Below are 26,588 nucleotides of genomic sequence, written 5' to 3'. Positions count from 1 at the left end.
GTATTACAATTGTTGAAGTAGCTTTTGTGCTTTAGCATAAATAACCGCGTCTACCGGAATTTTCTGTAACCATATACCTGCTTCTTTCGTATTCTTTTCTTTTATATAGCTCAGTGCCATATAAAACGCCGCATCATATTTAAAGGCTGAATTTCCACTATACAATTGAGTGAACACCGGCCGGGCTGCTATCATATTGTTGATATGTGTCAATGCTACTGCATAATAAAACTGTGCAAAACTGTTTTGCGGTTGCAGTTGTGTTACACTGTGCAATAATGTAACTGCTGTTGCATAATCTTCCTTATTAAAAGCAGTGGTAGCTTGCAGTAGTAAACTATCGGTATTATCTCCTCTTTCTACATTGGCCACCATCTGTGTTGGGGCAAAGCTGCTATACAAATCTTTTTGCCAGGGTTGCCATATCATTACCGCAATAACAGCTGCCGCTGCTGCTGTAATAGCACCCATACGAAAACGGGTAAATACTACTTTCGCTTTAGATACAGGCGCTGTAAAATGCGCAGCTCTTAACTGCTGCATGGTTTGTTGCAGCTGCTCTTTCACCGGGTCGGCAGCAAATTGCTGTTGTAATGTTTGTTCCACCTCCCTGTGTAACGCCACTTTTTGTTGCAATTCGGGTTGTTGTGGCAGGGCAGCTTCAAAAGCGGCCTGCTCTTCGGCAGACATATCTCCGGATGTATAGCGGGCAATATCTTCAAATGTGTATGTGTTTGCCATATTATTCTTTTCCGGATAAGTGTGAATAAATCATTTTCGTTAATGCCGCCATGCATTCGCTTTTCTTTTTACGCAGGTAGCCGTAGCTCACTTTTAGCTGTGCGGCAATTTCTTCCTGCGCACTACCTTGCAGGCTGTGCTTTAAAATGTCTTTGCACGAGCTGCCCAGTTTTTCAAAGCATGCCCAAAAAGCCTGCAGTCTTTGTTCCTGTTGCTGCATTATTTCTGCCTGTGCAAATACATCTTCTCCTATAAATACATCATCACTATCTTTTGTTACCGGGTTACGCCCTCTTTTTTTTAATTCATTCAGCCATTTGCGCTTACATAATAATAGCAGGAATGGTTCAAAAGGGCAGGTAAGCTGTAGCTGCTTATGTGTAGCCTGGTTATAGATATCCGTAAGCACCTCCTGAAAAATATCTGCTGCGTCATTTTCATCACCGCTGTTGGCCAATATATAATACTTCACCTTATGGGCGTAGCGCGTATAAATTTCCTTCACTACCACGGTATCGTTGGTAGTAAGCGCGGTAATATAGCGCTGGTCGGTATGTATTAAGCTGCTGATAAATAATGATTTAGTACAAAACAGATCGTTTCAATAAAAATAATGGAAAAAAAGTTGAAAAAAGGGGGTAACAAAAAAACGGTGCTGCTGATATACTCATGAACAAGCAAACGCAGTAGCCGAAAAGCGATAACAGAGTAGGCATTTAAAACATGATTGTATGAAAACGTTTAACACCAGCAAAATGACAAATCGCATTGTAAAGAATTTTCTTACAGCTATAGCTATATGCAGCATAGCTGCCGCCTGCAAAAAAAACAATGACCTGCCAGCTTCTACGCCATTAAAAGCAGATGATTTCCTGGCTAAATATACTGTACCCACACAAAGCTTTACCGGTAACGCCACCACAGGCTTTACCATTACCGGGGCAAAAGGAACCAAAGTAACCTTTAAGCCCGGGGCTTTTATTGATGGTTTTGGAAATGTAGTAAGTGGCAACGTAACAGTTACCTTAAAAGAGATATTAAGTAAAAAAGATGTGCTGTTATCAGGTGTTATGACGGAATCTAACGGCCAGCTGCTGGAGTCGGGTGGTGAGTTTCTGTTGCAGGCTAAACAAGGCGATAATGTACTGGGTGTAAACAGGCAAGCCGATAGTGCTGCAATGGTAGAGGTGCCTAAAGTGCTTAACAATAAAGACATGGGGCTGTTTGTGCAGGAAAAAAGAGAAGGTGGTGTGAATGGACAGCAGCCACAGGGCAATCCTTTAACCTGGGTAGCCGCTCCTTATGCTCCGTTTGGTAATGGTCCTAACAGCTACAGCTTTTCTTTACCAGGCTTTACATGGGTAAACTGCGATAGGTTTTACAGCGATCCTAATCCTAAAACTACTATCAGGGCTACTCCCGTATTCCAGGATGACAGTACTGTTACTGACTTACAGGTGATGCTGGTGTTTAAAAACATTGCCACTGTTATTACGCTGCCTTACAGCTACAGTTTACAAAAGTTTGAATCTTATCAAAATTCTTTACCTATTGGTTTAACTGCCGACCTGGTAATTATGGGTAAGGATAGCAATGGATATATTCAGTTTGGTACACAAACCATCACTATTACAGCCAACATGGATATACAGGCTGCTATACATAGAGCTGACCAGTCAGAGGTTGACAGCTTCCTGGCCGGTATTCAATAAGGAAAATCCTCCGGGGGGAAGGATTGAGCCCTTACTTTATGAAAACGTCGAACCGGCCGTAAGGCCGGTTTTGGCATTTAGCTTATATTTATAGAATAGTATACTATATGCGTTTAAGCCCACAACTATTGCTGCCCCTTGCATTTTGCTGTATGCAACGTGTAACCGCCCAGGCGCCGGATACGGCTCTGGCACAAATTCAGGCCCAGACAGAAGATAACCGTGTAAAGCTACAGGCTGTATTGCGGCCGCTACGGCAGGTGGCAGGTGCGCCGGAAGCTTTTTACAGCTACTTTTGGGAGTTGGGCGATGGTAGCTTTAGTTTTGCGAAAGAGCCGCAGCACGTATATAAAGATACCGGCACTTACAACATACGTTTATTTGCTACCAATAATTACGATGATGGTAAAAAGCCCCGCAGCCTGCCACGCCCTGTAAAAGTGAAAACCAAAACCATACTGGCGGCTAACACACCTGCCACTTTTTTTAGCGGGGAGGGCGCATTGGAAATGAAAGCCAATTGTATGCCTTTGCCGGGAGAGGATATGGTTGTGGTATTAGGCTACAGAAATAAAAAAACATCCACTCCCGTTAATGGTTCTGTAATGCTGCTATACAACGAAAAGCAGTTTGCACAAAGCAGCTTTGATATGGCAGATGCACGCACTTACCACCAGGAGCGTAAAATAGGGATGGACTCCCTATGGGCCTATGCAGGCTGGCAGCCGGATAATGGAAAGGAGAAGGCTGGTTTGTTTACTGCGTCAGCACCCTATTATGAAAAGCCGGTGGCAAGAACACAATTAATGCAGGCGCTAAAGCAGGAGATCAATACCTTCCAAACACAAAACGTATACAGGGTAGAGCAGGTGCAGCAGCAGGAAGAGCGGTTTATGTTTTTACAGCTGAACACCTTGCCCGAAATGATAAAAGATACTAATGCTGTAGTAACGATCACAGGTTTGTTTATACCCGACGATCCTGCTCTGGAAATGGAAAGGTTTAACCTGGAGCTGCCTATTGTGGCTTCCCACGATCCTAACAAAATGATGCTGAAAAACAGCCGGATGAATTACCGCGTTACGGGTAAAAGCCGGGATATTGTATATAAAGTACGTTTTCAGAACACTGGTAAAGGTCCGGCTAAAAAAGTGGCTGTTACAGTAGTGGTGCCCGGTATGTTAAATACGGGAACTGTTGAGTTAGTGGAATCGAAGCCTGCCTGCCGCTGGTGCGACTCGGCTTATGCAGGTGGCAGCTGTATAGATACGATCATTCATAAAGACAGTGTGCAGTTTGTTTTCTCCAATATTTACCTGCCTGGTACTTTACAGGATGGAGTAAACGATCCGGATTCAACCATGGGTTATATTAAGTATAAACTTCATTTTGGAAAGGGAATGGTAAAGCGGTCATTTGTAAGCAGCGCTTCTATTGTGTTTGATAAAAATGAACCTATTTACACCAACCGGTCTACCGGTCGCTTTAAAAAAGGAGTATCTCCCGGTGTAATACTGGGGTATGGCTTTTTGCCTGGCGATAAACCGGATATTGGTAACAGGAATACAACGCTGGGTGTTACGTTGTCTGAATACGCTCCTTACAAGCGCTATTGGCAATGGGAGTTGTTTGTACAGCGTCAAAGTAGCTACGAGCATTTTATTGCCCGCAGGGATGGGGGCGATACGCTCATTGATAACCGCGATTACAAACTGATTTACCGCGAACGGTATAATAAGGTGCGGGTGGCCACTATAGAAGTGGTGCCTTTATCATTGCGCTATAACTTTAATTCCTGGCTGGGTGCCGGCACGGGTGTGCTGGTAAGCGCCACTTTGCATAAAACCACGCGCCAGATGTACAGAGCAGTAATTGATCCCGCTACCCAGGGCGCACCCGCACTGGCCGATAAAGAAGAAACCAGCACTACTAATTCCTTTGATACCTGGCGGGGGGCCTTGTTTGCCGATGTGCAGGTGGGGCGTGTACGCGTAGGGCCGTCTATCGGATTCCGTTTCCTGCAATACACCAATCCGGCTTACCAGGTATTGATGGCCTATGCCAGCTGGAAATTTTAATTACTTTTAGGCAAACGGGCCTGCATGCATTATGGTTGGCGTACAATAATAGTTGTTTTAACAGCGGTAGCCAGCTGTTGCTTTACTATACAGGCCCGAGCCGATTCTCTTAGCCTGCCACCTGCTTTACAACAGAAATTACAGCAACTTCAACAACAGGATTTGCTGGAAGAGTGGATAAATGCGCAACTGGATTATGTAGATGAAAATCCTGCACAGCGATTAACGCTATTAATGCACCTTCCGCAAAAAGCATGGCGCAATTACCACACGTATCGCGAAAGGCTTACCTGGTTTGATATGTTGGCCCTGCAAGGTTATTACCAGCTACAAACCGGAAATATACTGAGTTCCATTTCGGCTTATGAAAATGCCTTGCATTTTTACGAAAGCTATCCACTGCCCGATGCTCAGGTTATAGAATACGTATTAAAGCCCCTTGGCAATAATTACACGCGGCTGGCCGATTATGGGCTGGCTTTACATATCCATCGTAAAACATTGGCACTGGCGCAGAAAATGGGCGACCGGATACAGGTGGCTTCTGTGCTGGGTAATATGGCAGTATGCGCCCGGTGGCAAGGCGATTCTGTAATGGCAGTTGCCTATTGCAGGGAAGCTATGGCCCAGGCAGGTAAAGGAACGGCTATTGCCGGTTTACTATTGAATACTTACGCCGATATCCTCACCGAGCAACAGCAATATGACAGCGCTGCCTGGTATTGCAAACGGGCATTGGACATTTTGCAGTTGCATAAAGGGGATGAACAGCACGTATATTGGTATGGAAGCGCTTTACAGCAAATGGCCACCATTGCTTTATACAGTAAACAGCCTGCCCGGGCGCAGGCATATGTGCAGCAGGCCATTGCTTTATATCAGCAATACTATCCTGCTTCCCGCCAGCGCGAAAAAGCCAAGCTACAGGTGCTGGCCGGAAATGTATACCTGCAAACAGGCCATGCAGATGCTGCAATGGCCTGCTTTACGCAGTCTTTATCGTTACTGCTGCCGGGGTGGCAATCCCATTTGCAGCAACCTCCGGCAGGCGATCGTTTATATGGAGAAAATACTATTGGTGATGCTTTGGAAGGAGGAGCCAAAAGTTTGCAGGCTTTAGGTAAGAAAGAGGATGCCTTGCAATGGTTTATGGTATCGCTACAAGCGCAACACATTTTAAGGCAGGAGTTTTTTTATACAGCATCCAAGTTAAGAGAGATAGCGGTAACCCGCTCCAGGGCCGATGCGGCGGTAGCACTGGCCTACTCGTTATGGGAAGCTACCGGCAACCGTGTATATGCTAACCAGTTGCTACAGATAACAGAATTGTCAAAAGCGCAGGTATTGCTGGAAGAAAGGTTAAGCCGTAAAGCTGGCACATCCTTATTGGCAACAGGCGATTCTGTACAGCGTAAACAGCGGCAGTTGCAACAAGCCATTACGTATTACCGGCATGAATTATTAGCATCCGGCAATAACGCAAACATGCAAAAGCTGCTGGAGCAAACGGAATACCAGCTTGCATTATTACAAAAAGAACATCGCGAAACTATACAACAAACAGATGCGTTGCAACAACAGTTGCCGGTAACCACCTTGCTGGCTGCTATTCCCCAAAATGTGGTTGCGCTTGTTTTTTATGAAGGAGCCAACCAGCATTATTTGATAGAAGCCACTACAACAGGTATAGGAGCAATACATAGGGTAAGCAACCAGGTATTGCTAAGCGATTCTATTGTACAGTTTATGCAGCATTGGTTTGCCCGCGGCCCTGGGGCCATGTTCAACGCGCCTGAAACATTTTATCATCATTGCGCATTTATATATCAGGCGGTATTTGCTAACTACACCTGGAAAAAAGGCCTGCGTTACCTGCTTGTGGCGGATGGCGCGTTTAATTACCTGCCTTTTGATGCGCTGGTAACTGCTGACAGGTTTAGTAACAATTACAGCCAGTGGCCTTATTTGTACAAACAGGCAGTTATTTCCAAAGCCTATTCGCTGCAAACATGGTACTCCCAGCAAAACATGGTATATCACCAAGGAGGGCTTAGTGGTTTTTTTGTAGGCATCAATCAGCAACAAAGCCGGGTGATGCTGGATAACCGAAAGGAGTATGATATGCTGAGCAATGAAGTTAAAGGCCGGTATTTTCTCGACTCACTGGCAACTTACCCCACATTTGTAAACGAGATAGCAAAGGCGGCTGTATTGCATGTGAGCATGCATACTTCTGCACAGCCAGAACCGATGTTGCAATTGTACGACGCGCCTTTTTTTCTTTCCGATTTGCAATTTACCCGGTTTAATCCTGCCATAGTGGTGTTAAGTGCCTGTGGCACTGCAGAAGGTGTTTTGCTCAAAGGTGAAGGCGTCAACAGCCTGGAAAGAGGTTTTATAGCAGCAGGTGCCGGTGGCGTGCTGGGTAGTTTGTGGAATGTGAACGACAACACTGCTGTGGAGTTATCGGCCTTGTTTTATAAACAACTGGCCCGGCAACCCGATGCAGCAATGGCGCTGTATGCCGCAAGAAAAGAGTGGCTGTTACTGCATAATGATAACGCTGTTTTGCAACTGCCTTACTACTGGGCCACTTTTGAATATAGCGGTCACCTGCAACCTGTGCGCCTGCAAAGTGCCTGGCTATGGTATTATGTGTTGGCTTGCGTAGCAGTTGTTACAGGTGTATTATCTGCAACAGGCTACGTGTTCTATAAAAAGCGAAAAGCAATGTCCGTTTAGCAGGTTACCTGATATTATAGCAACAGTTAGGCGGATGCTGTTTTCTTGCTAAAAGTGCCGCCGTCGTTGTTGTTACCCTGCCGGGGACCGGCAATCTTTTTCCAGTCGAAATAGCCCGATATAGCTACCACAAACAGAAAAATGGTAAGACATGCCATTAAAGGCAACTCTTTGTGAAACAATAAGGGAACCGCAAACAGGTTAGATACATTCAAAAGTATCCAGTTTTCTACCTTGCGTTTAGCCAGCAGCCACATACCTGCCCATGCAGTGCAGCTAACCCAGGCATCCCAGACAGGGGTGGTAGAAGGGGTGAAATATTTAAGTGCGCTGAACAGGAACAGCCAGCCCACACCTATAATCAATGCAGTGATTTCCCATTCTTTTTTGCTGGTGTAACTAACCGGGATAGGCGATGTGTTGCGTTTTTTAATCCAGTATACCCAGCCGTAAATACTCATAATAAGGTAGTAGGCGTTTAACAACGACTCTGCATACAGCTTTACGCTAAACATTAACCAGGTGGTAATAATGGTGCTGATAATACCCGCCGGGTATAGCAGGATGTTGTTTTTACGGGCTAATAAAACTTCGGTAACTCCAAAAGCTACAGCAATCCATTCCGGAAAGCTCGTGTTCTGTACCTGCTCCGCAAAGAGCGATATCCAATGTTGTAAATTCATGTACTTCCTCCGCAGGCATTACCCTGTTCAGGTTCAACGGGTTTATCTCAGCCATAGCTGTTTGGCAACTATAGCACCCCGGGTTAATAATAAACTTGTTCGAAGCACAAAATTAAGTAATTACCGGCAAGCATTTTTTTGTAACTTTTCCTTTTACTCAAACGTAAAGGGATCATGAATGTGATTGGTAACCTTATCTGGCTAATTTTCGGTGGCTTTTTAGCTGCGATAGGCTATTTAGTGGGTGGATTGGTGCTGTGCTGTACCATTATCGGTATTCCCTTTGGCATCCAGTGCTTTAAGCTGGCAGGTTTGGTGCTATGGCCATTTGGCCGGCAGGTGACCAGTAATTCTGATTCTAACGGCTGTTTATCCTCCTTATTTAATATTATCTGGATTTTATGCGGCGGCTGGTACACGGCGCTGATGCACCTGTTTTTTGGTTTGCTGCTGTTTATCACCATCATAGGTATTCCGTTTGCCCGCCAGCATTTTAAACTGCTGGAAATTTCCATGATGCCCTTTGGCAAGCGGGTAGTGTAGTTTTTTGCAGGTACTGCACTTTTTTGTTTTGGTAACAGCCCCTAACTTGCGCCTGAAGGTACAGATTGTATATTTTTTTACTTGGTGTAAGCATGAATACTCCCCTTATTGATCGCTCTTCGCTGGCAGTTGTTGAAAACGAGAACTATGAAATTGGTTTTCTGTTTAACATGACAACTCCTAAACATATTGGTTTTCAACTGGAGCCGGTGGTAATAAGGCAGCAAAAGGGGCGTAAAAGCTTTAGCCGGTTGTTTATGGATAATAACGAGCATTGGGCTTATCTGAACCCCTTACCGGAAGAACTGTTTTACCTGTTATTCCATTTTTCCGACGGCCGTTTGTTCGAATTTATGGTAAACAGCGGCAGCACCTACCTGAAAAATCATGCACAGCCCTGGTTAATGCTCAACGACAAGGATATTTTGCGTTTGCGTAACCATTACCTGGACCTGCTGCACCAGGTATGGCCCTATTTGCTGGAAAACGGTAATTTATACGTGCTGAAAGAAGGCAATTTCAGCGATGTCAACATCAAGCCTTTACAGGTAAGTGAGCATTTTGTAGAAATTCATTTTACTGCTGCTAAAGATGCCGCTTCCATTACCATACAAATGAACGTACAAACAGTACGTGACAAAGCGCCTAACCGCGTGTTCCTGTTTAAATCTCTTTTCTTTTTAATAGACGATATTCTGCACCTGCCATCCAGTGCCGGCGATGTAAGCGTGCTGGACATGTTTAAAAAAGGCGAACTGCGCTTTCCGGTGCGCGACAGGCAGGAGGTTACCAACTCCTTCCTCATACCGCTGCAACAGCAATACCCGCTGGAATGTAAAGAAGGGCTGCAGTTTGAAGTAGTGCATACCGAACCGCAAACCCGCATTGCATTAAGCGAGTTTAACGGCCAGTACCTGATGTTGCAGCCCCAGTTTATGTATGATGACGTGTTGATCGACTACGATGAAGAGACAGATTTTTTTCATGAAAAGAATGAGGTGCTGTATGTGATCAGGCGCAACAAAACGCTGGAAAAAAACACCTACGAGCATTTGCGCAACCTGCACGCCAAATTTAAAAACCAGCGTAACAATCGTTACTACTATGTGCCTTTTGATGAGGTGATGAAGGGCAACTGGTTTATTAAAATGAACCAGCAATTGCAGGATGCCGGATACACTGTATATGGCCTGCAGGACTTAAAACGCTTTAAATACAATACCAATACTCCCCGGTTCGAGATCATTGCCAAAAGCACTATCGACTGGTTTGATCTGAAAATCAAGGCCTACTGGGGCGACCAGGAGGTGGGCATGAAGGATATTCGCAAAGCCATCTTAAACAGGCAGGATACCATTTTACTAAAAGATGGTACACTGGGTGTAATACCGCATGAGTGGTTTGATAAATACGGTATGCTGTTTAAAGTGGGTAACGAAGCTGATGGAAAACTACAACTGAACAAGCTGCACTATTCTGTGCTGGACGAGTTACAGGAGCAGCTGGCCGATAAGAAGCTGCAAAAAGAAATAGAAGAAAAGAAAAGACGCTTACTGCAATGCAACGAGCTGGAAACGCAAGCCCCTTCCACTGCTTTACAGGCAAGTTTACGTCCTTACCAGCTGGCTGGATTTCAGTGGATGCAAAGCCTGGATCAACTGGGCTGGGGTGGATGTCTGGCAGATGATATGGGCCTGGGTAAAACCTTGCAAACCATCACATTCATCCAATACCTGAAAGAGAAATATCCCGGCAGCACGCAGCTGGTAGTATGTCCTACCTCCCTTATTTTTAACTGGGAAGCGGAAATTCAAAAATTCTGTCCTTCTATGCAATACCTGTTGCATTACGGCCAGCAGCGCGACTTTACAGAAGAGCAGTTTGAAAAGGTAGATGTGGTATTAACCAGCTATGGAGTAGTTCGTAATGATCTGACTCATTTGCAATCCTTTAAATGGAACTACATCATATTGGACGAAAGTCAGACCATTAAAAATGCCGATGCACAGGTAAGTAAAGCCGTATACCAGTTACAGTCTACCAACAAACTGATATTAAGCGGTACACCGGTGCAAAATAATACGTTCGATCTGTACTCGCAGTTTCACTTTGTAAATCCCGGCCTGCTGGGTGGTAAAGAGTTTTTCCGCCGCGAATTTGCACAGCCTATCGATAAAGGGGGCGACAAAGAAAAAGCCACCAAGCTGCGTCAACTGATATACCCGTTCATTCTGCGCCGTACCAAGGAGCAGGTGGCTACCGACCTGCCCGATAAAACAGAAATGGTATTATGGTGTACCATGAATACCGAGCAGCGGGCTATGTATGATGAATACAAAGATTATTACCGCGATGCCCTGTTGAAAAGAATTGACGAAGAGGGCATGGGAAAAGCAGGCATCTATGTAATGGAAGGCCTGTTAAAGCTGCGCCAGATATGCGATCACCCGCAACTGGTAAAAGAACACAAGCAAGAAGTGCATGCGTCTGTGAAAGCAGATGAATTACTGCGTGAGATAGAAGAAAATACCGGCTTGCACAAGCTGCTGGTGTTTTCGCAGTTTACCGAAATGCTACACCTGATTAAAGACGAACTGGAAAAAGCAGGCATTTCTTATTGTTACCTCGATGGTAGCACCTCACTGGAAAAACGTAAGCAGGAAGTGCAGCGTTTCCAGGAAGAAGGTAGCACCGTTAAAGTATTCCTTATCTCTCTCAAAGCGGGCGGTGTGGGCTTAAACCTCACAGCTGCCGATTATGTATACCTGGTAGATCCCTGGTGGAACCCCGCTGCAGAGCAGCAGGCTATTGACCGCGCCCACCGTATAGGGCAAACCCAAAAGATATTTGCTTACAAAATGATTTGTAAGGACACGGTAGAAGAAAAGATATTATTACTGCAACAGAAAAAGCAGGCTTTGGCCGATGAGTTGGTAGGTGAAGAGTCTGGTTTTGTAAAAAAACTATCCCGCGATGATATCGCGTTCCTGTTTAGTTAACAGGCAACCGAACCCCTGATTGTAAATAACAGGCCCGGTTTTTCCCCCGGTAAGTATGTAATGTACCTGCGCAGAAAATTTTTTTTCATTGCGCAGGTGTGCTGCGTAGTGTCATATGCATTTTTGTTCTGTCAACAACAAAAACACAATTATGAAATTCAACCATAACACTAAAGCGGCTAACACTACCATCAACCATCAGGGTGCAAAAGCATTCCTTTTTACTCCTGAAATGGAACTGTACACCGCGGTAGCTACTACGCTACTAACAGATGCCTGTTACGAAAAAGCAGATGCGCGTCTGAAGCGGATGCAAGACCTGATGCAAAAAGTTGAACCACAGTTTGTGGCTAAGCTGGCGGTGTACGCCCGTAACAAAATGTACCTGCGAACAGCACCAGTAGTAATGGCTACCGAACTGGCAAAGCTGCACCAGGGCGATAGGCTGGTAAGCAAAACCATTGCAGGCATTGTGCAACGTCCTGATGAAATTATGGAGCTACTGGCCTGTTACCAGGCTTTTAATAAAAGAACAGCCACTAAAAAGCTGAACAGGCTTTCCAAGCAGGTGCAAAAAGGGCTGGCCGTTGCTTTTAACCGTTTTGATGAATACCAGTTTGCCAAGTATAACAGAAGCACTACTGTAAAACTGAAAGATGCGCTGTTCCTGGTACATCCTAAACCAAAGGATGATGCACAACAAGCGCTGTTTAATAAAATAGTGGCCGATACACTGGCTACACCATATACCTGGGAAACAGAACTGTCTGCCCTGGGCCAGCAATCCTATGAAAGCGAAGCTGTTAAAAAAGCGGCTATAAAAGCCAAATGGGAAGAACTGATTGATAGCAGAAAACTAGGCTATATGGCGCTGCTGCGTAACCTGCGTAATATTATGCAGGCAGAAGTAAGCGGTGAGCATATGCAGAAAGTGACAGATTACCTGAGCAACGAAAACGCGGTAAAACAGTCTAAGCAACTGCCATTCCGTTTCCTGAGCGCGTATACCGAAGTAAAACAGCTGCAAAGCTTTTACACAGGTGCAGTGATGAATGCGCTGGAAGCTGCTGTGCAAATCAGTATTCAGAATATGGAAGGCCTGGGCAATGATACCCGCGTGGTAATAGCCTGTGATACCTCCGGTTCTATGATGCAGGCGGTATCTCCTAAAAGTGTAGTGCAGCTGTACGATATTGGCCTGATGCTGGGTATGCTGCTGCAACTGAAATGCCGCCAGGTACAAACAGGTATGTTTGGCGATACGTGGAAGATTATTCCACTGCCTACTAATAACGTACTGGCGAATGTGGAAACACTACGTAGAAGAAATGGCGAAGTAGGTTATTCTACCAACGGCTACCTGGTGCTGAAAGATCTGATCGACCGTAAACAAGTGGCTGATAAAGTGATGCTATTTACAGATATGCAGCTGTGGGATAGCAATACCGGCAATGCGTCTACTGTAAATACACTGTCGCATCAATGGAAGCAGTATAAACAAATAGCGCCTGATGCAAAACTGTATGTATTTGACCTGGCAGGCCGCGGTCAGGCACCTATATCGCCAAAAGAAAACGATGTGTATGTGATAGCCGGATGGTCAGACAAAGTGTTTTCAGTGCTGGACGCGATAGAAAATGGAGCAGATACGCTTAGTGAAATAAGATCGATAGAGCTGTAAATAATAACGGGTGCCGTTACAAAGGCTTACTTCGAAAAGGCGGTTTATGCAGGTGTCGAATCCTGTCCGATCTACCAGTTAAAGTGTTAACTATAGCTGGTAGGTCGGTGGCGAAAGTTCCGCGCCGTTAACAGTCTTTACTTTTTTTGCCCTGTTACTTTTGAATAAAAAACGATAGATCACATAGACATTAAAAAGAACAGGTTCTGTAGTAAAGGGAACCTTAAATAACGGGGTGGAAATGCGAGGTGAAACACCCGCCCGGATTGATAATATTCTCCGGTAGTATAATAAATATTACGCGCCCTCAATGTTATTGGGCTTATAGCCTGTTTTATCACCCTAAACCTGTTGCTACACCTAATGAAAAACACTTTGCGTAAAATACAGGTGTCGTAGACAAGGATTACTTCGCAAGGGGCCGGCTTTGCAGATGCAAGTTCTGCCTGGTGTAAGCCAGTGGTGTAATGTAACACTCCGGATAGAAGCCTTTTTATTTATCACCCTGCTTTTTATGCAAAAGCGCCACAAGAGAAGTACTCTTATGGCGCTTTTTTATTCAAATAATGTTTTGCCTATGCTTCTGGTATAGAACGGTGAATGCCCAGTTCCAGGCCGCGCAGTTCAGCCAATCCTCTTAAACGGCCGATAGCAGAATAACCCGGGTAGGTTTTCTTTTTCAGGTCGTCCAGCATCTGATGGCCATGGTCGGGGCGCATTGGGATAGACACCTTTCTTTTTCTGGATACCAACACGATTTCACGTATAACAGCATACATGTCTGTATCGCCGTCCAGGTGATCCGCTTCGTAGAAGTTGCCATCTGCATCACGTTTGGTGTTGCGCAGGTGCAGGAAGTGGATATGGTCGCCAAGGCGTTGTACCATGCCAGCGAGGTCGTTGTCAGTTCTTACACCATAGGAGCCTGTGCAAAAGCAAAGACCATTAGCAGGTGATGGAGCTGCTGCCAGTAATTCTTTCGCATCCTGTTCGGTGCTTACAATACGTGGCAGTCCTAAAATCGGGTAGGGAGGATCATCCGGGTGAATGGCCATTTTCAAACCCACTTCTTCTGCCACAGGTACTACCTGTTGCAGGAAGAAAAACAAGTGTTGTTTTAATTTGGCTGCATCAATGCCGCTATAGGTATGTAAGGCTGCCAGAATTTGTTCTACCGTAAAACGTTCTTCGCTACCAGGCAAACCTAACAGGGCGTTGTTAAACAGTATTTGTTTTTCATCCTCTGTCATTGTGGCCAGCCTTGCTTTGGCTTTGCTGATCTCTTCGGCGGTGTAATCTTTTTCTGCACCGGGGCGTTGCAGCAAAAACACGTCAAAGGCAATGAAAGCATGCTTCTCAAAGTACAAAGCCTTGCTGCCATCGGGCATGGTGTAGTAAATGTCGGTGCGCATCCAGTCCAGGATAGGCATAAAGTTGTAGGTAACTACTTTTAAGCCACACTGTGCTATGTTGCGCAGACTTACTTTGTAGTTTTCAATATATTGAAGGTAATTGCCAGTTTGTTTCTTAATGTCTTCATGTACGGGCAAACTCTCAATAACTGTCCAGGTAAGGCCTGCGGATGCTACTTCCTCAACGCGCTTTTTAATTTCTTCTACCGTCCATATCTGGCCGGGGGCAATATGGTGCAATGCCGTTACTACGCCGGTGCAGCCTGACTGTCGGATATCCCACAGGCTTACGGGATCGTTAGGCCCGTACCAGCGCATTGTCTGTTCCATTAACATAATTCAGATGTATTTAGGGGTCACTAAAATAAGCATTAAAATCCGATGGAGTTGCCACCATCTACTGCCAGTGAAACACCGGTAATATAAGCAGCTTCACTGCCTGCCAAAAACAACGCGGCATTGCCTACGTCCATAGGAATACCCAGCTTGCCCATAGGGGTGCGCGACATTGCCTTGTGTTTTCTTTCGGGGTCAGAGTCGAGCGCCTTGGCCGACATATCTGTACCAATAAAGCCCGGTGCAATGCAGTTTACGCGAATGCCTTTGGGTGACAGTTCCACCGCCATAGCCTGGGTCATGCCTTCAATGGCCGATTTGGATGCGGTATAGGCTATCACTTTAGGGATGCCGTAACGTGCTGCCATGCTGCTGATGTTGATGATGCTGCCTTTACCGCGGGGTAACATATGTTTTACCACTTCGCGCGAAACGGAGAACACCGATTGCAGGTTGGTGAGAATGATCTTTTGAAAATCTTCATCCGTTACATCCTGGAATTCCTTCTTCATATTAATACCGGCGTTGTTTACCAGTATGTCGATAGCGCCAAAGTCTTTTTCTATTTGTTCAATTAAAGCAGGAATGCTGCTCAGTTCAGAAAGGTCGGCCGAGATAGTGGCACATAAATCACCTAAGGTAGTTTTTGCGTTTTGCAGTTTCTGCTGGTCACGTCCCACTACAATGGTAAAAATACCTGCTTCTACAAAACGCTGGGCAATGGCCAGTCCAATACCTGATGCGCCGCCGGTTACAATAGCCAGTTCTTTATGGGTTGTTCTTTCCATGTTGAATATGTATGATCTTTTATTTTTTAGAAGCCCCTTTTTTAAGTGACGATTCGCGCGCTATCAGTTCCGATTTAATAATCACGGTACTGGTTTGCATAATGTTCGTTTGGCCATTTAAATGGCTGATCATATGCGATGCTACTATCTCGCCCATTTTAACACCGGGGTAGTTGATGGTAGTTAACCTTGGCTCGGCATACCTGCCAATAGCATCGTTGTTAAATCCGGCAAAAGCCATATCCTGTGGAATGCGAATCCCTTTTTCTTTGAGCGTTTGCATGCACACCACTGCCGCAAAATCGTTGCTTACAAAAACAGCGTCGGGCAGGGGATTCATCGCTAATATCTTTTGCGCCGCTTCTACGCTGGCGGCTTCGCTTAAGTCATTTTCAATCACCAGTGTTTCGTCTGGCTTGATCTTATGATCGGTAAGCGCTTTAAAATATCCCTTCAAACGGTCGGAGTATACGTTCCGTTTCAGGCTACCGGCAATATGTACAATTCGTTTGCAGCCCTGCTGAATAAGGTGGCTGGTTATTTCATGCGCTGCCTTAAAGTTGTCTATCACTATTTTGGTACCGGGGTACTGTGGTTCTACACGGTCGAAGAAGATTAAAGGAATGCCTTTTTGAATAAAAGGCTGAAAGTGATCTAGTTTTTCTGTGTTGTAGGCGAGGGAAGTGATTAACCCATCTACCCGTTTATGAAAAAGGTTAGAGGCGTTGGCCACCTCTTTTTTATAATCTTCCGAGGAGTGTGCTATAATAATGTCATACTCGGCGGCGGTGGTTATTTTTTCAATGCCCGAAAGCACCGAAGTTATAAACGAGCTGTTCAGCTCGTGTACCATCACGCCTATCGTATTGGTTTTTTGCCTGCGCAGGTTGCTGGCGAAATTGTTAGAGCGATAGCCCATTTCGCGTGCGGCATCCTGTATGCGTTTTTTAGTGGCATGGCTGATAGCGGGGTGGTCTTTCAAGCCCCGGCTAACCGTGGCCGGCGAAATGTCGAGGGCTTTGGCAAGATCGTAAATCGTAATTTCTTTAGATGGCTGCATACTTTCCTTCTTCTTACACAATCGGTAACATACCTAAAATGCAGGCTAATTTACAATTATTATGAAAAAACTAGTGCAATCGGTTGCGTTAATCAAAAAAAGGGGCGATCTTGCTTATCCTGATTTTGAACAAGGTAATTGCTTATGCCATTTTTTCACATTTTAAACCAGTTATGAGCATGGAAAGCTTTCTGGCAAATCCCCCGCCCCCCTTTTGCAGGTAACCGTATCAACAGGTGTGTATACAACACTTATTCAATTTTAAAAAATGTAAAATCCGGCTGTTTTAGAATTGTTTTTAATATATTGAATAGTTTTTAAGACCTGCCGGGTCAAAATCAAGTGCATGCCAATGTTATTATTAGGTATAGATGTAGGTACTTCATCTATTAAAGTTTCGATTGTAGATGCCACAACGCAGCAATGCCTTGCGTCTGCGCAATTCCCCGAAACCGAAGCTGAGATTATATCACCTTTTACAGGCTGGGCCGAGCAATCGCCCGATAGCTGGTGGCAATATGCACAACAAGCCATTTCCAAAGCCAATGCTTCCGGCGCTTACCATCCGCATGACATTGCTGCTATTGGCATTGCTTATCAGATGCATGGTCTGGTAGCAGTAAACAAGCAGCAACAGGCATTGCGCAACAGTATTATCTGGTGCGACAGCCGCGCGGTGGAAATAGGCAATAAAGCCTTTGAAGCCATTGGGGAAGAAGTGTGTTTGAAACGCTTATTAAACTCGCCCGGCAATTTTACTGCTTCTAAACTGGCCTGGGTAAAAGCCAACGAACCGGCTATCTACGAACAGGTAGATAAAATAATGTTGCCCGGCGATTATATCGCCATGCAGCTTACCGGTACTGTCACCACCAGTATTTCTGCACTGTCCGAAGGGGTGTTCTGGGACTTTTCTACTGATACGCTTTCGGCAGATGTGCTTAACTACTATGGCTTTGACACATCGGTAATACCTGAAATACGGCCGGTATTTTCAACGCACGGCACGGTAACCAACGCGGTTGCTTCGGCCTTAGGGTTAAAGCCGGGCATTCCGGTAGCTTATAAAGCAGGCGACCAACCTAATAATGCACTCTCCTTAAATGTGCTGCAACCCGGCGAGGTGGCAGCTACAGCAGGCACTTCCGGTGTTATTTATGGTGTAAGTGATGCACTTACCTACGATCCGCAATCGCGGGTAAACAGTTTTGCACACGTGAACTATGCACCTGATGCCAAAAGGGTGGGTGTGTTATTATGTATCAACGGTACCGGCATTTTAAACAAATGGACTAAGAACATTACAGGCAGCAGTAAAAGTTATGCGGCGTTGAATGATGCGGCAGCCGCTATTCCCGCCGGTAGTGATGGTTTGTTTGTGCTGCCGTTTGGTAATGGCGCCGAGCGCATGCTTAACAACAAGCTTACCGGTGCGCATATCCAGGGTATAGATCTGAACAAACATACCGAAGCGCACTTGTACCGGGCCGGACAAGAGGGCATTGCTTTTGCCTTTCGCTATGGACTGGATATTATGCGTGAAAACGGCATGCGTCCATCTATTATCCGGGCAGGTAAAGCCAATATGTTTTTAAGTGATGTATTTACCCAGGCGTTTGTAAATGCCACCAACACCCCGGTAGAGCTGTACAATTGCGATGGCAGCATTGGCGCTGCATTAGGCGCGGGCATTGGCGCAGGCATCTTTGCTTCTGAGCAGGAGGCCTTTGCGCAACTGAAACCTTTGCAACTGGTTACACCTACCAAAGCCACCGAATACGACGGGTGGTATCAACAGTGGAAACACTATTTGTTACAACAATTATCCAACAACTCATTTTAAATAGCACAGCATGTCAGTAATTATAGGCGAAAAAGAATTTTTCAAAGGAATAGATCAGATCAAATATGAAGGTCCTGAAAGCAAAAACCCATTAGCTTTTCGTTGGTACGACGAAAACCGTGTGGTAGCAGGCAAAACCATGAAAGAGCATCTGCGTTTTGCAGGCGCTTACTGGCACTCGTTCTGTGGCAACGGCGCTGATCCTTTTGGCGAAGCCACTCATTTGTTCGAATGGGATAAAAAGCAGGATGCAGTAGAAAGAGCAAAAGATAAAATGGATGCGGCTTTCGAATTCTTAACCAAAATGAACCTGCCTTACTATTGCTTTCACGATGTGGATGTGGTAGACTATACCAGCGACGTAGTGGAGAATGAAAGAAGATTGCAGGCTTTAGTGGATTATGCCAAACAAAAGCAGGCTTCCAGTGGTGTGAAGTTGTTATGGGGCACTGCCAACTTATTCAGCAACAGACGCTATATGAACGGCGCTGCCACTAACCCCGATTTTCATGTGCTGTCACATGGAGGCGCACAGGTGAAAGCTGCTTTAGATGCTACCATTGCACTGGGTGGTGAAAACTATGTGTTCTGGGGCGGTCGTGAAGGTTACATGACCTTGTTGAATACAGATATGAAGCGTGAGCAGGAGCACCTGGCGCGTTTTTTACATGCTGCTAAAGACTATGCACGCAAGCAAGGTTTCAAAGGTACTTTCTTTATAGAGCCTAAGCCTTGTGAGCCAAGTAAGCATCAATATGACTATGATGCTGCTACAGTGATCAGCTTCCTGCGTCAGTACGATTTACTGAACGATTTTAAACTGAACCTGGAGGTAAACCACGCAACACTGGCAGGGCATACTTTCCAGCACGAATTACAGGTGGCGGTTGATGCCGGATTACTGGGTTCTATGGATGCCAACAGGGGCGATTATCAGAATGGATGGGACACTGATCAGTTTCCTAATAACATTAATGAGCTGGTAGAGTCTATGTTAATTATCCTGGAAGGTGGCGGATTTAAAGGCGGCGGCATTAATTTCGACGCCAAAATCCGTAGAAATTCTACAGATAATGCCGATTTATTTTATGCTCATATTGGTGGCATGGATACATTTGCACGTGCTTTGGTAGTTGCAGATAACATTTTGCAGCACTCTGAGTACAAAAAAATCAGGACAGACAGGTATGCTTCTTTCGACAACGGTAAAGGAAAAGCGTTTGAAGAAGGCAAGCTTACCCTGGAAGACTTACGTGCTTTCGCTGTGGAAAACGGAGAACCCGTACTGAAAAGCGGAAGACAGGAGTATCTGGAAAACCTGATCAACTGGTACATTTAGCTTTACAATAAACCTTAAAACAAAATCAGGATCATGAAGTCTCTCACCTCTAGCGATTACCTTGTATTCCTGTTCTACTTTTTAATAGTAGCACTATACGGGTTATGGATTTACCGTAAGAAAAGAACTGCAGAAGCAAGTTCAAAAGATTATTTTCTGGCAGAAGGCTCCCTCACCTGGTGGGCTATTGGTGCCTCGTTAATTGCTTCCAACATTTCTGCGGAGCAGTTTATAGGCATGAGTGGTAATGGGTTTAAAATTGGGTTGGCCATTTCGGCTTATGAATGGATGGCTGCATTAACCTTAATGATTGTGGCAATCTTTTTCATTCCGGTGTACCTGAAAAATAAGATTTACACCATGCCGCAGTTCCTGAGTCAGCGGTATAACAACCAGGTAGCTACCGTTATGGCGGTGTTCTGGCTGTTGTTATACGTGATAGTAAACCTTACCTCTATCCTGTATTTAGGAGCTTTGGCGGTAAGCACTATCTCTGGCATTAACCTTACGGTGTGTATGTATGGCCTGGCCATATTTGCCATCTTCATTACCCTGGGCGGTATGAAGGTAATCGGTTATACAGACGTAATACAGGTGTTCTTCCTGATCCTGGGTGGTTTGGTTACCACTTACCTGGCATTAGACCTGGTAGCTAAAAACTTTGGTCAGTCTGGTCCTATCGCAGGTTTAAAACTGATGAGCGAAACAGCCAACGACCACTTTCACATGATTTTAAAGCGCGACAATCCTAACTATCCAAGCTTACCAGGTTTAACAGTGTTACTGGGTGGCTTATGGATTGTGAACCTGAACTACTGGGGTTGTAACCAATATATTGTTCAAAGAGCGTTGGGCGCTGATTTAAAAACAGCCAGAGGCGGTATCCTGTTCTCTGCGTTCTTAAAACTGCTGATGCCTGTGATAGTGGTATTACCTGGTATTGCCGCTTACGTGTTACACCAGAGAGGTATGTTCCAGGCAGAGATGTTACAAGGCAATGAAGTAAACCCCGATAACGCTTATCCTGTGTTATTAAACATGCTGCCAAGTGGTATGAAAGGTTTGGCCTTCGCTGCCTTAACAGCGGCGGTGGTAGCTTCACTGGCAGGTAAAGCCAACAGTATCTCTACCATCTTTACACTGGATATTTATAAGAAGAGAATTAGACCTGATGCCGACGAAAAGAACCTGGTAAACACCGGTCGTTTAGTAGTGGTGATTGCCATGATTTTAGGTGTGGTAATTGCGCCATTCTTGGGCATTGACAAAAAAGGTGGTTTTGAATTCATTCAGGAATATACCGGCTTTGTATCACCAGGTATCTTCGCTATGTTTATCCTGGGCTTCTTCTGGAAAAGAGCAACCTCAGCAGCGGCCTTGTTTGCTACAGTAGGTGGTTTTGTAATGTCGGTTATTCTGAAAGTGTTACCGAAATTTATGGACCTCAGCTTCCTGTCTTCCACAGGCTTCTCTTCCAAAATGTTACAAAGTGATGGTGTTACTTACTTATACGAAATTCCGTTCCTGGATCGTATGGGTTTTGTATTTATCGCCTGTATGATTGGCATGGTGGCTATCAGCCTGTTCCAGAACAGCCGTGGTATTAAACCACAGGGCGCTATGGAAGTAGATACCAAAATGTTTAAGATGAACCCAGGCTTTGCAGTGGGTGCATTAATCATCTGCGGTATTCTGGTGGCTTTATACACCCGTTTCTGGTAGTAGTGAACTCAATAATACACTTGAATAGAAAGGGCCGGTTTTACACCGGCCCTTTCGTTTTATAACAGGGTTAGTATCAGCCGGTAGCGCATGGAAAATATTTTTTAAAAAAAGTAGCACAGGGTTTGGGAATGTTGAAAATTCTTCTATTTTTGCACTCCACAAACAACAAAGCATTCCCGAATAGCTCAGTTGGTTAGAGCATCTGACTGTTAATCAGAGGGTCACAGGTTCAAGTCCTGTTTCGGGAGCAAAAAAGGAAATCATAACCTGGTTTCCTTTTTTATTCCTTGCTTAAGGGCTGGTTTAAATAAAGTGCTTTTGTTTGTAAACATAGATTCCCAAATAGCTCAGTTGGTTAGAGCATCTGACTGTTAATCAGAGGGTCACAGGTTCAAGTCCTGTTTTGGGAGCTAAAAAAGAAAAGGTTTCAAGTAATTGAAACCTTTTCTTTTTTCTATCAGTTATAACCGTTGATAAGATTTACCACCACCTGCGCCATGATGTCTTTTTCATCCGGCTTACTTTCAGCAATCATAAGTGTAAGGGCAACAAGCGCATTATCCGCAATGCGTTTCGTTCCATCATTACGGTATAATAAGCCGTTCTTTTCAAGAAACCATACGAAAAGAAAGGCGGCGATGCGTTTGTTGCCATCAGAAAAAGAATGATTCTTTACTACGAAATACAAAAGATGAGCGGCCTTTTCCTCTATACTGGGGTAAAGGTCGACTCCTGCAAACGATTGATAGATTGTAGCAATGGAACTTTTAAATGATTCGTCCTTTTCATTGCCAAACAAACTGCTACCGCCGAATTTGTCTTTTAAACTGTGTATAGCTTTCATTGCTTCATCGTAGGTTGCAATAAAAGAGGATTGCTTATGGGTTGCTTCTACAGTTAAGCTGCGATGATCGTATTTATCCAGAACATCCAGTGCATAGGTGTAATCGGTTAATACCTTAATTAATCCACTGGCTTCGTCTGAGCTTAATGCGTTTGGCTCAAGTACGTTACTCAAGAGCCTAACTGTCTGCTGCAAGGCATTAAATTGCTGGGCGGTTTCTTGTAAACGTTTTTCGTTTAGAGAATAGCCTTTGACCAGATATTCTTTCAAGACTTTGTTGGTCCATATACGAAACCGAGTCGCATTTTTTGAATTTACACGGTATCCAACGGATAGAACAGCATCTAAATTATAGTATTTTGTTTCGTACTTTTTGCCATCTGTTGCAGTATGTTCCAAAATGGAACGCACTGAATTTTCTTCTATTTCATTGGTTTTAAATAGGTTATTTAAATGTTTGGTAATAGCTGGCCTTTGGGTTCCGAAAAGCTCGGCAATTTGCTTTTGGGTCAACCAAAGGGTGTCGTTTTCCAATGTCACATCAATGGCAGTCTGTCCATCAGAAGATTGATATATAAGGATGCTTCCGTTTTCCATGATTATTAATAATGGATAAAGTTAATTCACTTGTAAATGGTTCTATCTGTGGAGTGGATAAAGCTAAATGATAGCTTTACACAAACAGGATGTCAATCCGGCAACTCGCAGAAAGCAATGAAATCATATACTAGTTTATTCAATAGTTGTCCGTTTTCGGGAGCGAAAAAAGGTCTGCAATTGCAGGCCTTTTTTATTTTCATGCTTTTTTCTTCTTGGCGAATTACTCCACAAGTTTTGGTTTTAACCCCGAATGTTGAAGCATCTGATGAAGAAGCAGGAGCCTGTGGTGAACAAGCTGTTATTTTAAAATCTAGTGTTCTTTATGCTGCTGCACCTGTTGGCTAAGGGCGTGTACAAGTTCTGGCTGATTGGGTTAACAATTGGTCCTAACGTCTGCAAGTTGATGGACTTCACTGTTAAGCTTTATGACGGCGTTTACCAACTTATTGACGAAAATTACAAGCTTCTTGCTCAAAATTTGAAACCTTGTGGCTGCATCGGGCAACCTCCTGATATAATTTTAAAACCTCCGCCTGCTCATAAGAAACCTGCTGAGCAAAATTTGAAATCTTGTAAAATGCCCCGGCAATAGGCTGACTAAAATCTGAGATTGTGGCGAAGGAGGAAACAACCTTTTGCTGACAGTTGGAAGTCTTCAATTTTGCTCTGGCAACTTTCTGGCCATTTCTAAAAGCTCACTGGTACAAATTACAAGTCTCTGCGTGAAAAAATAAAGTGAGTTTTTGAGGGTTTTCAGCTCCGGAAATAGCCTAAAAAGTATTTTGAAATACATAATGTGATTTCTGTATCCCTTATGTAGTATGGGTTTCAGAAAAAAACTTAGGGTAGCCTTAGTCTAAAGCCGTTTCTGAAAAATCGTATGTGGTTGATTGTTAGTAAAATGTGTCGAATTGGCTTCCTGAGCCAACATCCCTTTTCATATTTAAAAAAAAATCCGCGCCAGCATTGCGTTTGAGCCACACTAACCTTAGCCTAAGGTTTTGCAGCTTGCGCCCTTATTTCCAATTTTACATCGCAATCGGGCAGCAACAGAATGGCCATTCGTCCGTTACCATTTGCCAGCTTCTTTCCCGGATTATTGTACAAAAAGAAGTGGCATTGGATGCGGAAACTGTTCAGGCCCCGGATAACATACATCCGGGACTCTATCATCAGTCAAATTTTAAAACAATGAAAAAAACATATAACTATTTTATCCCGTCTAAAGATGCAGAACTGTTACGTTGGTTGAACAATTTTAAAGAGCAGATAGCGATTAAGGGGCCATTATTGGGGCTTGCCCCCGCTCAGGTTACAGAACTGCAGGATAAAGCGCAAAGGGGAATGGTGGGGTTGATGACTGTGGTTTTGAAAAAGCAGGAATATCAGGATGCTATACTGGCTAAAAACCAGGTATGTGTAGAAGAGGTTAATTTTATTACCAACGCCGCAGTTGTATTGAAGCGGAACGCCCTGTATACAGAAAATATAGGTAGGGCTTTGGGCATTGTCACTACAGCAGGCGCACAAAGTAAGGTAAGCCTGCAGTCGGCAATGAAAGTAAACGTGTACCCTGATTATGTGGAAATTGGTTTTAATAAGCGCGGCCAGACAGGGGTTATCATTTTCACACGCATGCATGGTAAAGAAGAGCGGGCCAAGCTGGGTAATGCCATACAGTCGCCTTATAAAGATACAAGGCCTTTGCAGGTGACGGGGAAGGCCGAAGTGCGTGAGTACATGGTCCGTTGTTATAGTAATGATGAGTTTGTTGGGCAGAATAGTGAAGTGCGTGTAGCGGTGTTTGGTGGAGTAGTAGGCGGTGCTATCGGTAGTTAGCGGCTATGCTTTGTTGGCATTTTATGAAACAGGCCGTCTCGATAGTATCGGGGGCGGCTTGTTTGCTAACACGGCATAAAGCACGGAAAAGAATAGGGCGTATGGAGTAAAAAGTTGTCAAGTACGCTATTTTAAGAATTGATAAGTTTAGTTTGCAGCCGTTATTTTACAAATATTCCCGAATAGCTCAGTTGGTTAGAGTATCTGACTGTTAGTCAGAGGGGCACAGATCTAAGTTCTGTTTTGGGAGCTTAAAAAAATGAAACCAATTCCGGTTCCTTTTTTGTATTAATTCTAGGGGCATCAATGAAAAGTTTTATTGTTGTGTAGTGGACATTGTGTTTTTTAATAATTTGCTGAATTTATCCTGATAACTTTATGAAAATATTGAAGCCTGCAACGAAAGCGTCCCCATTTATCACAAAAGATTTTGTAACACCAGTCAAACAAAGAAATACAACTTTAGATGTAATTAGAGGGATTGCTATTACAATGGTTTTATTACATCATGCCGCTATTGTTGAGAAAAGTGCTGTGCCAGGTTTCCCTTTTAAACAGATACGATTGTTCTTATGTAGTTTTACTATAGGCGGATGGAGTGGTGTTGATCTTTTCTTTGTCTTAAGCGGCTTTTTGGTGTCCGGGTTATTATTTAAGGAGTACAATGAACAAAGGACTATAAATGCAGGTCGTTTTTTAATCCGCCGTTTTTTTAAAATATTCCCCAGTTTTGCGGTTTTCATATTGTTAACCTTTTTGATTGAACAGCCTCTTCAACTTGGACTGCAAAGTGGCTTTTCTTCTATAGACTATGTCAAGGATTTATTCTTTTTGAATAACTATTTAGGGGGAAGATGGATTACTACATGGTCATTAGATGTAGAGGAAGCTTTTTATCTTTTATTGCCTGTGTTTTTTATATTTATCATAGCAAGAAAAAATATGAAAGCAAGAACATTTCTTGTTGCCTATATTTTGCTATGTGTTTGTGGAATTGCTTTTCGTATTAAGTCGAACTTAGAGCACCCGGCTTATAGCTTCGAACTGCACTACATTAAAACTCATTTTAGGCTTGATGCTTTATTCTTTGGAGTGTTTTTGTCTTATTTATATAACTACAAACAAGAGGAGCTGAAAGTTTTCTTAAGAAAGTATAGAGTCGTAATAGTTGCATGTTCGGCATTGTTTTTATTGCCAAACTTTTTCATTCGTAGAGATGATTATAATTGGGTATCTGTTGTTTTGTTAGCAACAAATCCAATTTTTTATGGAGGGTTAATAATAATGGCCATCGAATTCGGAGGCGTTTTATTTAAAAATAGGTTTATTGCATTGGTTGGACGAAATTCATATGCTATATATCTATGGCATGCATTCGTAAACCTCTACATGATTAAATATTTATATTCAGGCAGTGTTGCTAGTTACTTTACATATTTGTTTACATATTTAGCTGTGTCAATAATAGTGGGTATTATTATGACAAGATTAATTGAAACTCCTTTTTTAAGGCTAAGAGAAAGGCTTTTTGGCAAGAAACGGCAACCCCAGATGGTTAATTCAGAGCTTGTTTTAAAAAACTAGCTATTTCTTTAACTGTATGTGAGTGTAAAATACTTAGCG

The 26,588-nt window shown here is 43.9% G+C and carries 20 protein-coding genes, 4 tRNA genes and 1 riboswitch; of the genes, 16 read left to right on the top strand and 8 right to left on the bottom strand.

Going from position 1 to position 26,588, the window contains the following annotated elements; translation table 11 throughout:
* Nucleotides 1-3 precede the first annotated feature (3 nt).
* A complete protein-coding gene (locus FLA_RS27015; RefSeq protein ID WP_076376213.1) occupies nt 4-741 on the bottom strand; it encodes a tetratricopeptide repeat protein in 738 nt (245 codons plus the stop codon).
* 1 nt (nt 742) lies between these two features.
* A complete protein-coding gene (locus FLA_RS27010) occupies nt 743-1,246 on the bottom strand; it encodes an RNA polymerase sigma factor (RefSeq protein WP_231940338.1) in 504 nt (167 codons plus the stop codon).
* A 226-nt stretch (nt 1,247-1,472) separates the two neighbouring features.
* Here FLA_RS27010 and FLA_RS27005 point away from each other — a divergent pair, with 226 nt between their 5' ends.
* The 3 genes from FLA_RS27005 (at nt 1,473) to FLA_RS26995 (ending at nt 7,273) form a co-directional block, all read left to right on the top strand.
* A complete protein-coding gene (locus tag FLA_RS27005) occupies nt 1,473-2,453 on the top strand; it encodes a hypothetical protein (RefSeq protein ID WP_076376209.1) in 981 nt (326 codons plus the stop codon).
* Nucleotides 2,454-2,605: 152 nt separating this feature from the next.
* Nucleotides 2,606-4,531, top strand: a complete 1,926-nt coding sequence (locus FLA_RS27000) for a PKD domain-containing protein (RefSeq protein WP_084206038.1) — start codon at nt 2,606-2,608, stop codon at nt 4,529-4,531.
* 24 nt (nt 4,532-4,555) lie between these two features.
* Nucleotides 4,556-7,273 (top strand): CHAT domain-containing protein, encoded by a 2,718-nt coding sequence (locus tag FLA_RS26995; RefSeq protein ID WP_076376205.1) that lies wholly within the window; start codon nt 4,556-4,558, stop codon nt 7,271-7,273.
* 26 nt (nt 7,274-7,299) lie between these two features.
* Here the strand turns inward: FLA_RS26995 and pnuC are convergent, their stop codons facing one another.
* Nucleotides 7,300-7,956, bottom strand: coding sequence for a nicotinamide riboside transporter PnuC (gene pnuC / locus FLA_RS26990; protein WP_076376203.1), 657 nt, complete (start codon nt 7,954-7,956; stop codon nt 7,300-7,302).
* A riboswitch (TPP riboswitch) is annotated at nt 7,944-8,047 on the bottom strand. Its footprint overlaps the gene before it by 13 nt.
* A gap of 83 nt (nt 8,048-8,130) precedes the next feature.
* On the opposite strand from pnuC, the gene FLA_RS26985 reads away from it, so the two are divergent.
* The 4 genes from FLA_RS26985 (at nt 8,131) to FLA_RS31290 (ending at nt 13,256) form a co-directional block, all read left to right on the top strand.
* A complete protein-coding gene (locus FLA_RS26985) occupies nt 8,131-8,499 on the top strand; it encodes a YccF domain-containing protein (RefSeq protein WP_076376201.1) in 369 nt (122 codons plus the stop codon).
* Nucleotides 8,500-8,591: 92 nt separating this feature from the next.
* Nucleotides 8,592-11,498, top strand: a complete 2,907-nt coding sequence (locus FLA_RS26980) for a DEAD/DEAH box helicase (RefSeq protein WP_096511337.1) — start codon at nt 8,592-8,594, stop codon at nt 11,496-11,498.
* 151 nt (nt 11,499-11,649) lie between these two features.
* The gene (locus FLA_RS26975) at nt 11,650-13,179 is read left to right on the top strand and encodes a TROVE domain-containing protein (protein ID WP_076376197.1); all 1,530 of its coding nucleotides are present in this window, start codon (nt 11,650-11,652) and stop codon (nt 13,177-13,179) included.
* Nucleotides 13,162-13,256: transfer RNA gene (locus FLA_RS31290), tRNA-OTHER, on the top strand. The genes FLA_RS26975 and FLA_RS31290 overlap by 18 nt, the downstream gene beginning before the upstream one ends.
* A gap of 498 nt (nt 13,257-13,754) precedes the next feature.
* Here the strand turns inward: FLA_RS31290 and uxuA are convergent.
* Genes uxuA through FLA_RS26960 form a run of 3 tightly spaced genes read right to left on the bottom strand, consistent with a single transcriptional unit; the run spans nt 13,755 to nt 16,775 of the window.
* On the bottom strand, nt 13,755-14,921 hold the full coding sequence (uxuA, locus tag FLA_RS26970) for a mannonate dehydratase (protein WP_096511335.1): 1,167 nt from the start codon (nt 14,919-14,921) through the stop codon (nt 13,755-13,757).
* A 41-nt stretch (nt 14,922-14,962) separates the two neighbouring features.
* Nucleotides 14,963-15,715: an SDR family NAD(P)-dependent oxidoreductase gene (locus FLA_RS26965; protein WP_076376193.1), complete on the bottom strand. Its 753-nt coding sequence runs from the start codon at nt 15,713-15,715 to the stop codon at nt 14,963-14,965.
* A 19-nt stretch (nt 15,716-15,734) separates the two neighbouring features.
* Complete coding sequence (locus FLA_RS26960; protein WP_076376191.1) at nt 15,735-16,775, bottom strand: LacI family DNA-binding transcriptional regulator; 1,041 nt, start codon at nt 16,773-16,775, stop codon at nt 15,735-15,737.
* Between the two features lie 346 nt (nt 16,776-17,121).
* On the opposite strand from FLA_RS26960, the gene FLA_RS26955 reads away from it, so the two are divergent.
* The 5 genes from FLA_RS26955 (at nt 17,122) to FLA_RS26935 (ending at nt 22,092) form a co-directional block, all read left to right on the top strand.
* Nucleotides 17,122-18,618, top strand: coding sequence for a xylulokinase (locus FLA_RS26955; protein WP_231940337.1), 1,497 nt, complete (start codon nt 17,122-17,124; stop codon nt 18,616-18,618).
* Nucleotides 18,619-18,628: 10 nt separating this feature from the next.
* Nucleotides 18,629-19,957, top strand: coding sequence for a xylose isomerase (gene xylA / locus FLA_RS26950; RefSeq protein WP_076376187.1), 1,329 nt, complete (start codon nt 18,629-18,631; stop codon nt 19,955-19,957).
* A gap of 33 nt (nt 19,958-19,990) precedes the next feature.
* Nucleotides 19,991-21,679 carry a sodium/sugar symporter gene (locus tag FLA_RS26945; RefSeq protein ID WP_076376185.1) on the top strand — a complete coding sequence of 563 codons (1,689 nt, stop codon included), beginning with the start codon at nt 19,991-19,993 and terminating at the stop codon, nt 21,677-21,679.
* Between the two features lie 177 nt (nt 21,680-21,856).
* Nucleotides 21,857-21,930: transfer RNA gene (locus FLA_RS26940), tRNA-Asn, on the top strand.
* An 88-nt stretch (nt 21,931-22,018) separates the two neighbouring features.
* A tRNA-Asn gene (locus FLA_RS26935) sits at nt 22,019-22,092 on the top strand.
* Nucleotides 22,093-22,139: 47 nt separating this feature from the next.
* On the opposite strand, the gene rhuM is transcribed toward FLA_RS26935, so the two are convergent.
* Complete coding sequence (rhuM, locus tag FLA_RS26930; protein WP_076376183.1) at nt 22,140-23,123, bottom strand: virulence protein RhuM/Fic/DOC family protein; 984 nt, start codon at nt 23,121-23,123, stop codon at nt 22,140-22,142.
* Between the two features lie 48 nt (nt 23,124-23,171).
* Here rhuM and FLA_RS26925 point away from each other — a divergent pair, with 48 nt between their 5' ends.
* Entirely contained in the window at nt 23,172-23,471 is a 300-nt protein-coding gene (locus FLA_RS26925; protein ID WP_144263969.1) for a hypothetical protein, read from the top strand.
* Between the two features lie 648 nt (nt 23,472-24,119).
* Here the strand turns inward: FLA_RS26925 and FLA_RS31285 are convergent.
* Entirely contained in the window at nt 24,120-24,299 is a 180-nt protein-coding gene (locus FLA_RS31285) for a hypothetical protein (RefSeq protein ID WP_076376177.1), read from the bottom strand.
* 18 nt (nt 24,300-24,317) lie between these two features.
* On the opposite strand from FLA_RS31285, the gene FLA_RS26915 reads away from it, so the two are divergent.
* From FLA_RS26915 to FLA_RS26905, 3 genes are all read left to right on the top strand, one after another.
* Nucleotides 24,318-24,965 (top strand): hypothetical protein, encoded by a 648-nt coding sequence (locus tag FLA_RS26915; RefSeq protein ID WP_076376175.1) that lies wholly within the window; start codon nt 24,318-24,320, stop codon nt 24,963-24,965.
* A 176-nt stretch (nt 24,966-25,141) separates the two neighbouring features.
* A tRNA-Asn gene (locus tag FLA_RS26910) sits at nt 25,142-25,215 on the top strand.
* 128 nt (nt 25,216-25,343) lie between these two features.
* Entirely contained in the window at nt 25,344-26,549 is a 1,206-nt protein-coding gene (locus FLA_RS26905) for an acyltransferase family protein (RefSeq protein WP_076376173.1), read from the top strand.
* Nucleotides 26,550-26,588 lie beyond the last annotated feature (39 nt).

The sequence above is a fragment of the Filimonas lacunae genome, from assembly GCF_002355595.1.
GTDB lineage: Bacteria > Bacteroidota > Bacteroidia > Chitinophagales > Chitinophagaceae > Filimonas > Filimonas lacunae.
The sequence above is the reverse complement of the archived record's forward strand: the minus strand, read 5'-3'. Positions and strand labels throughout refer to the sequence as shown.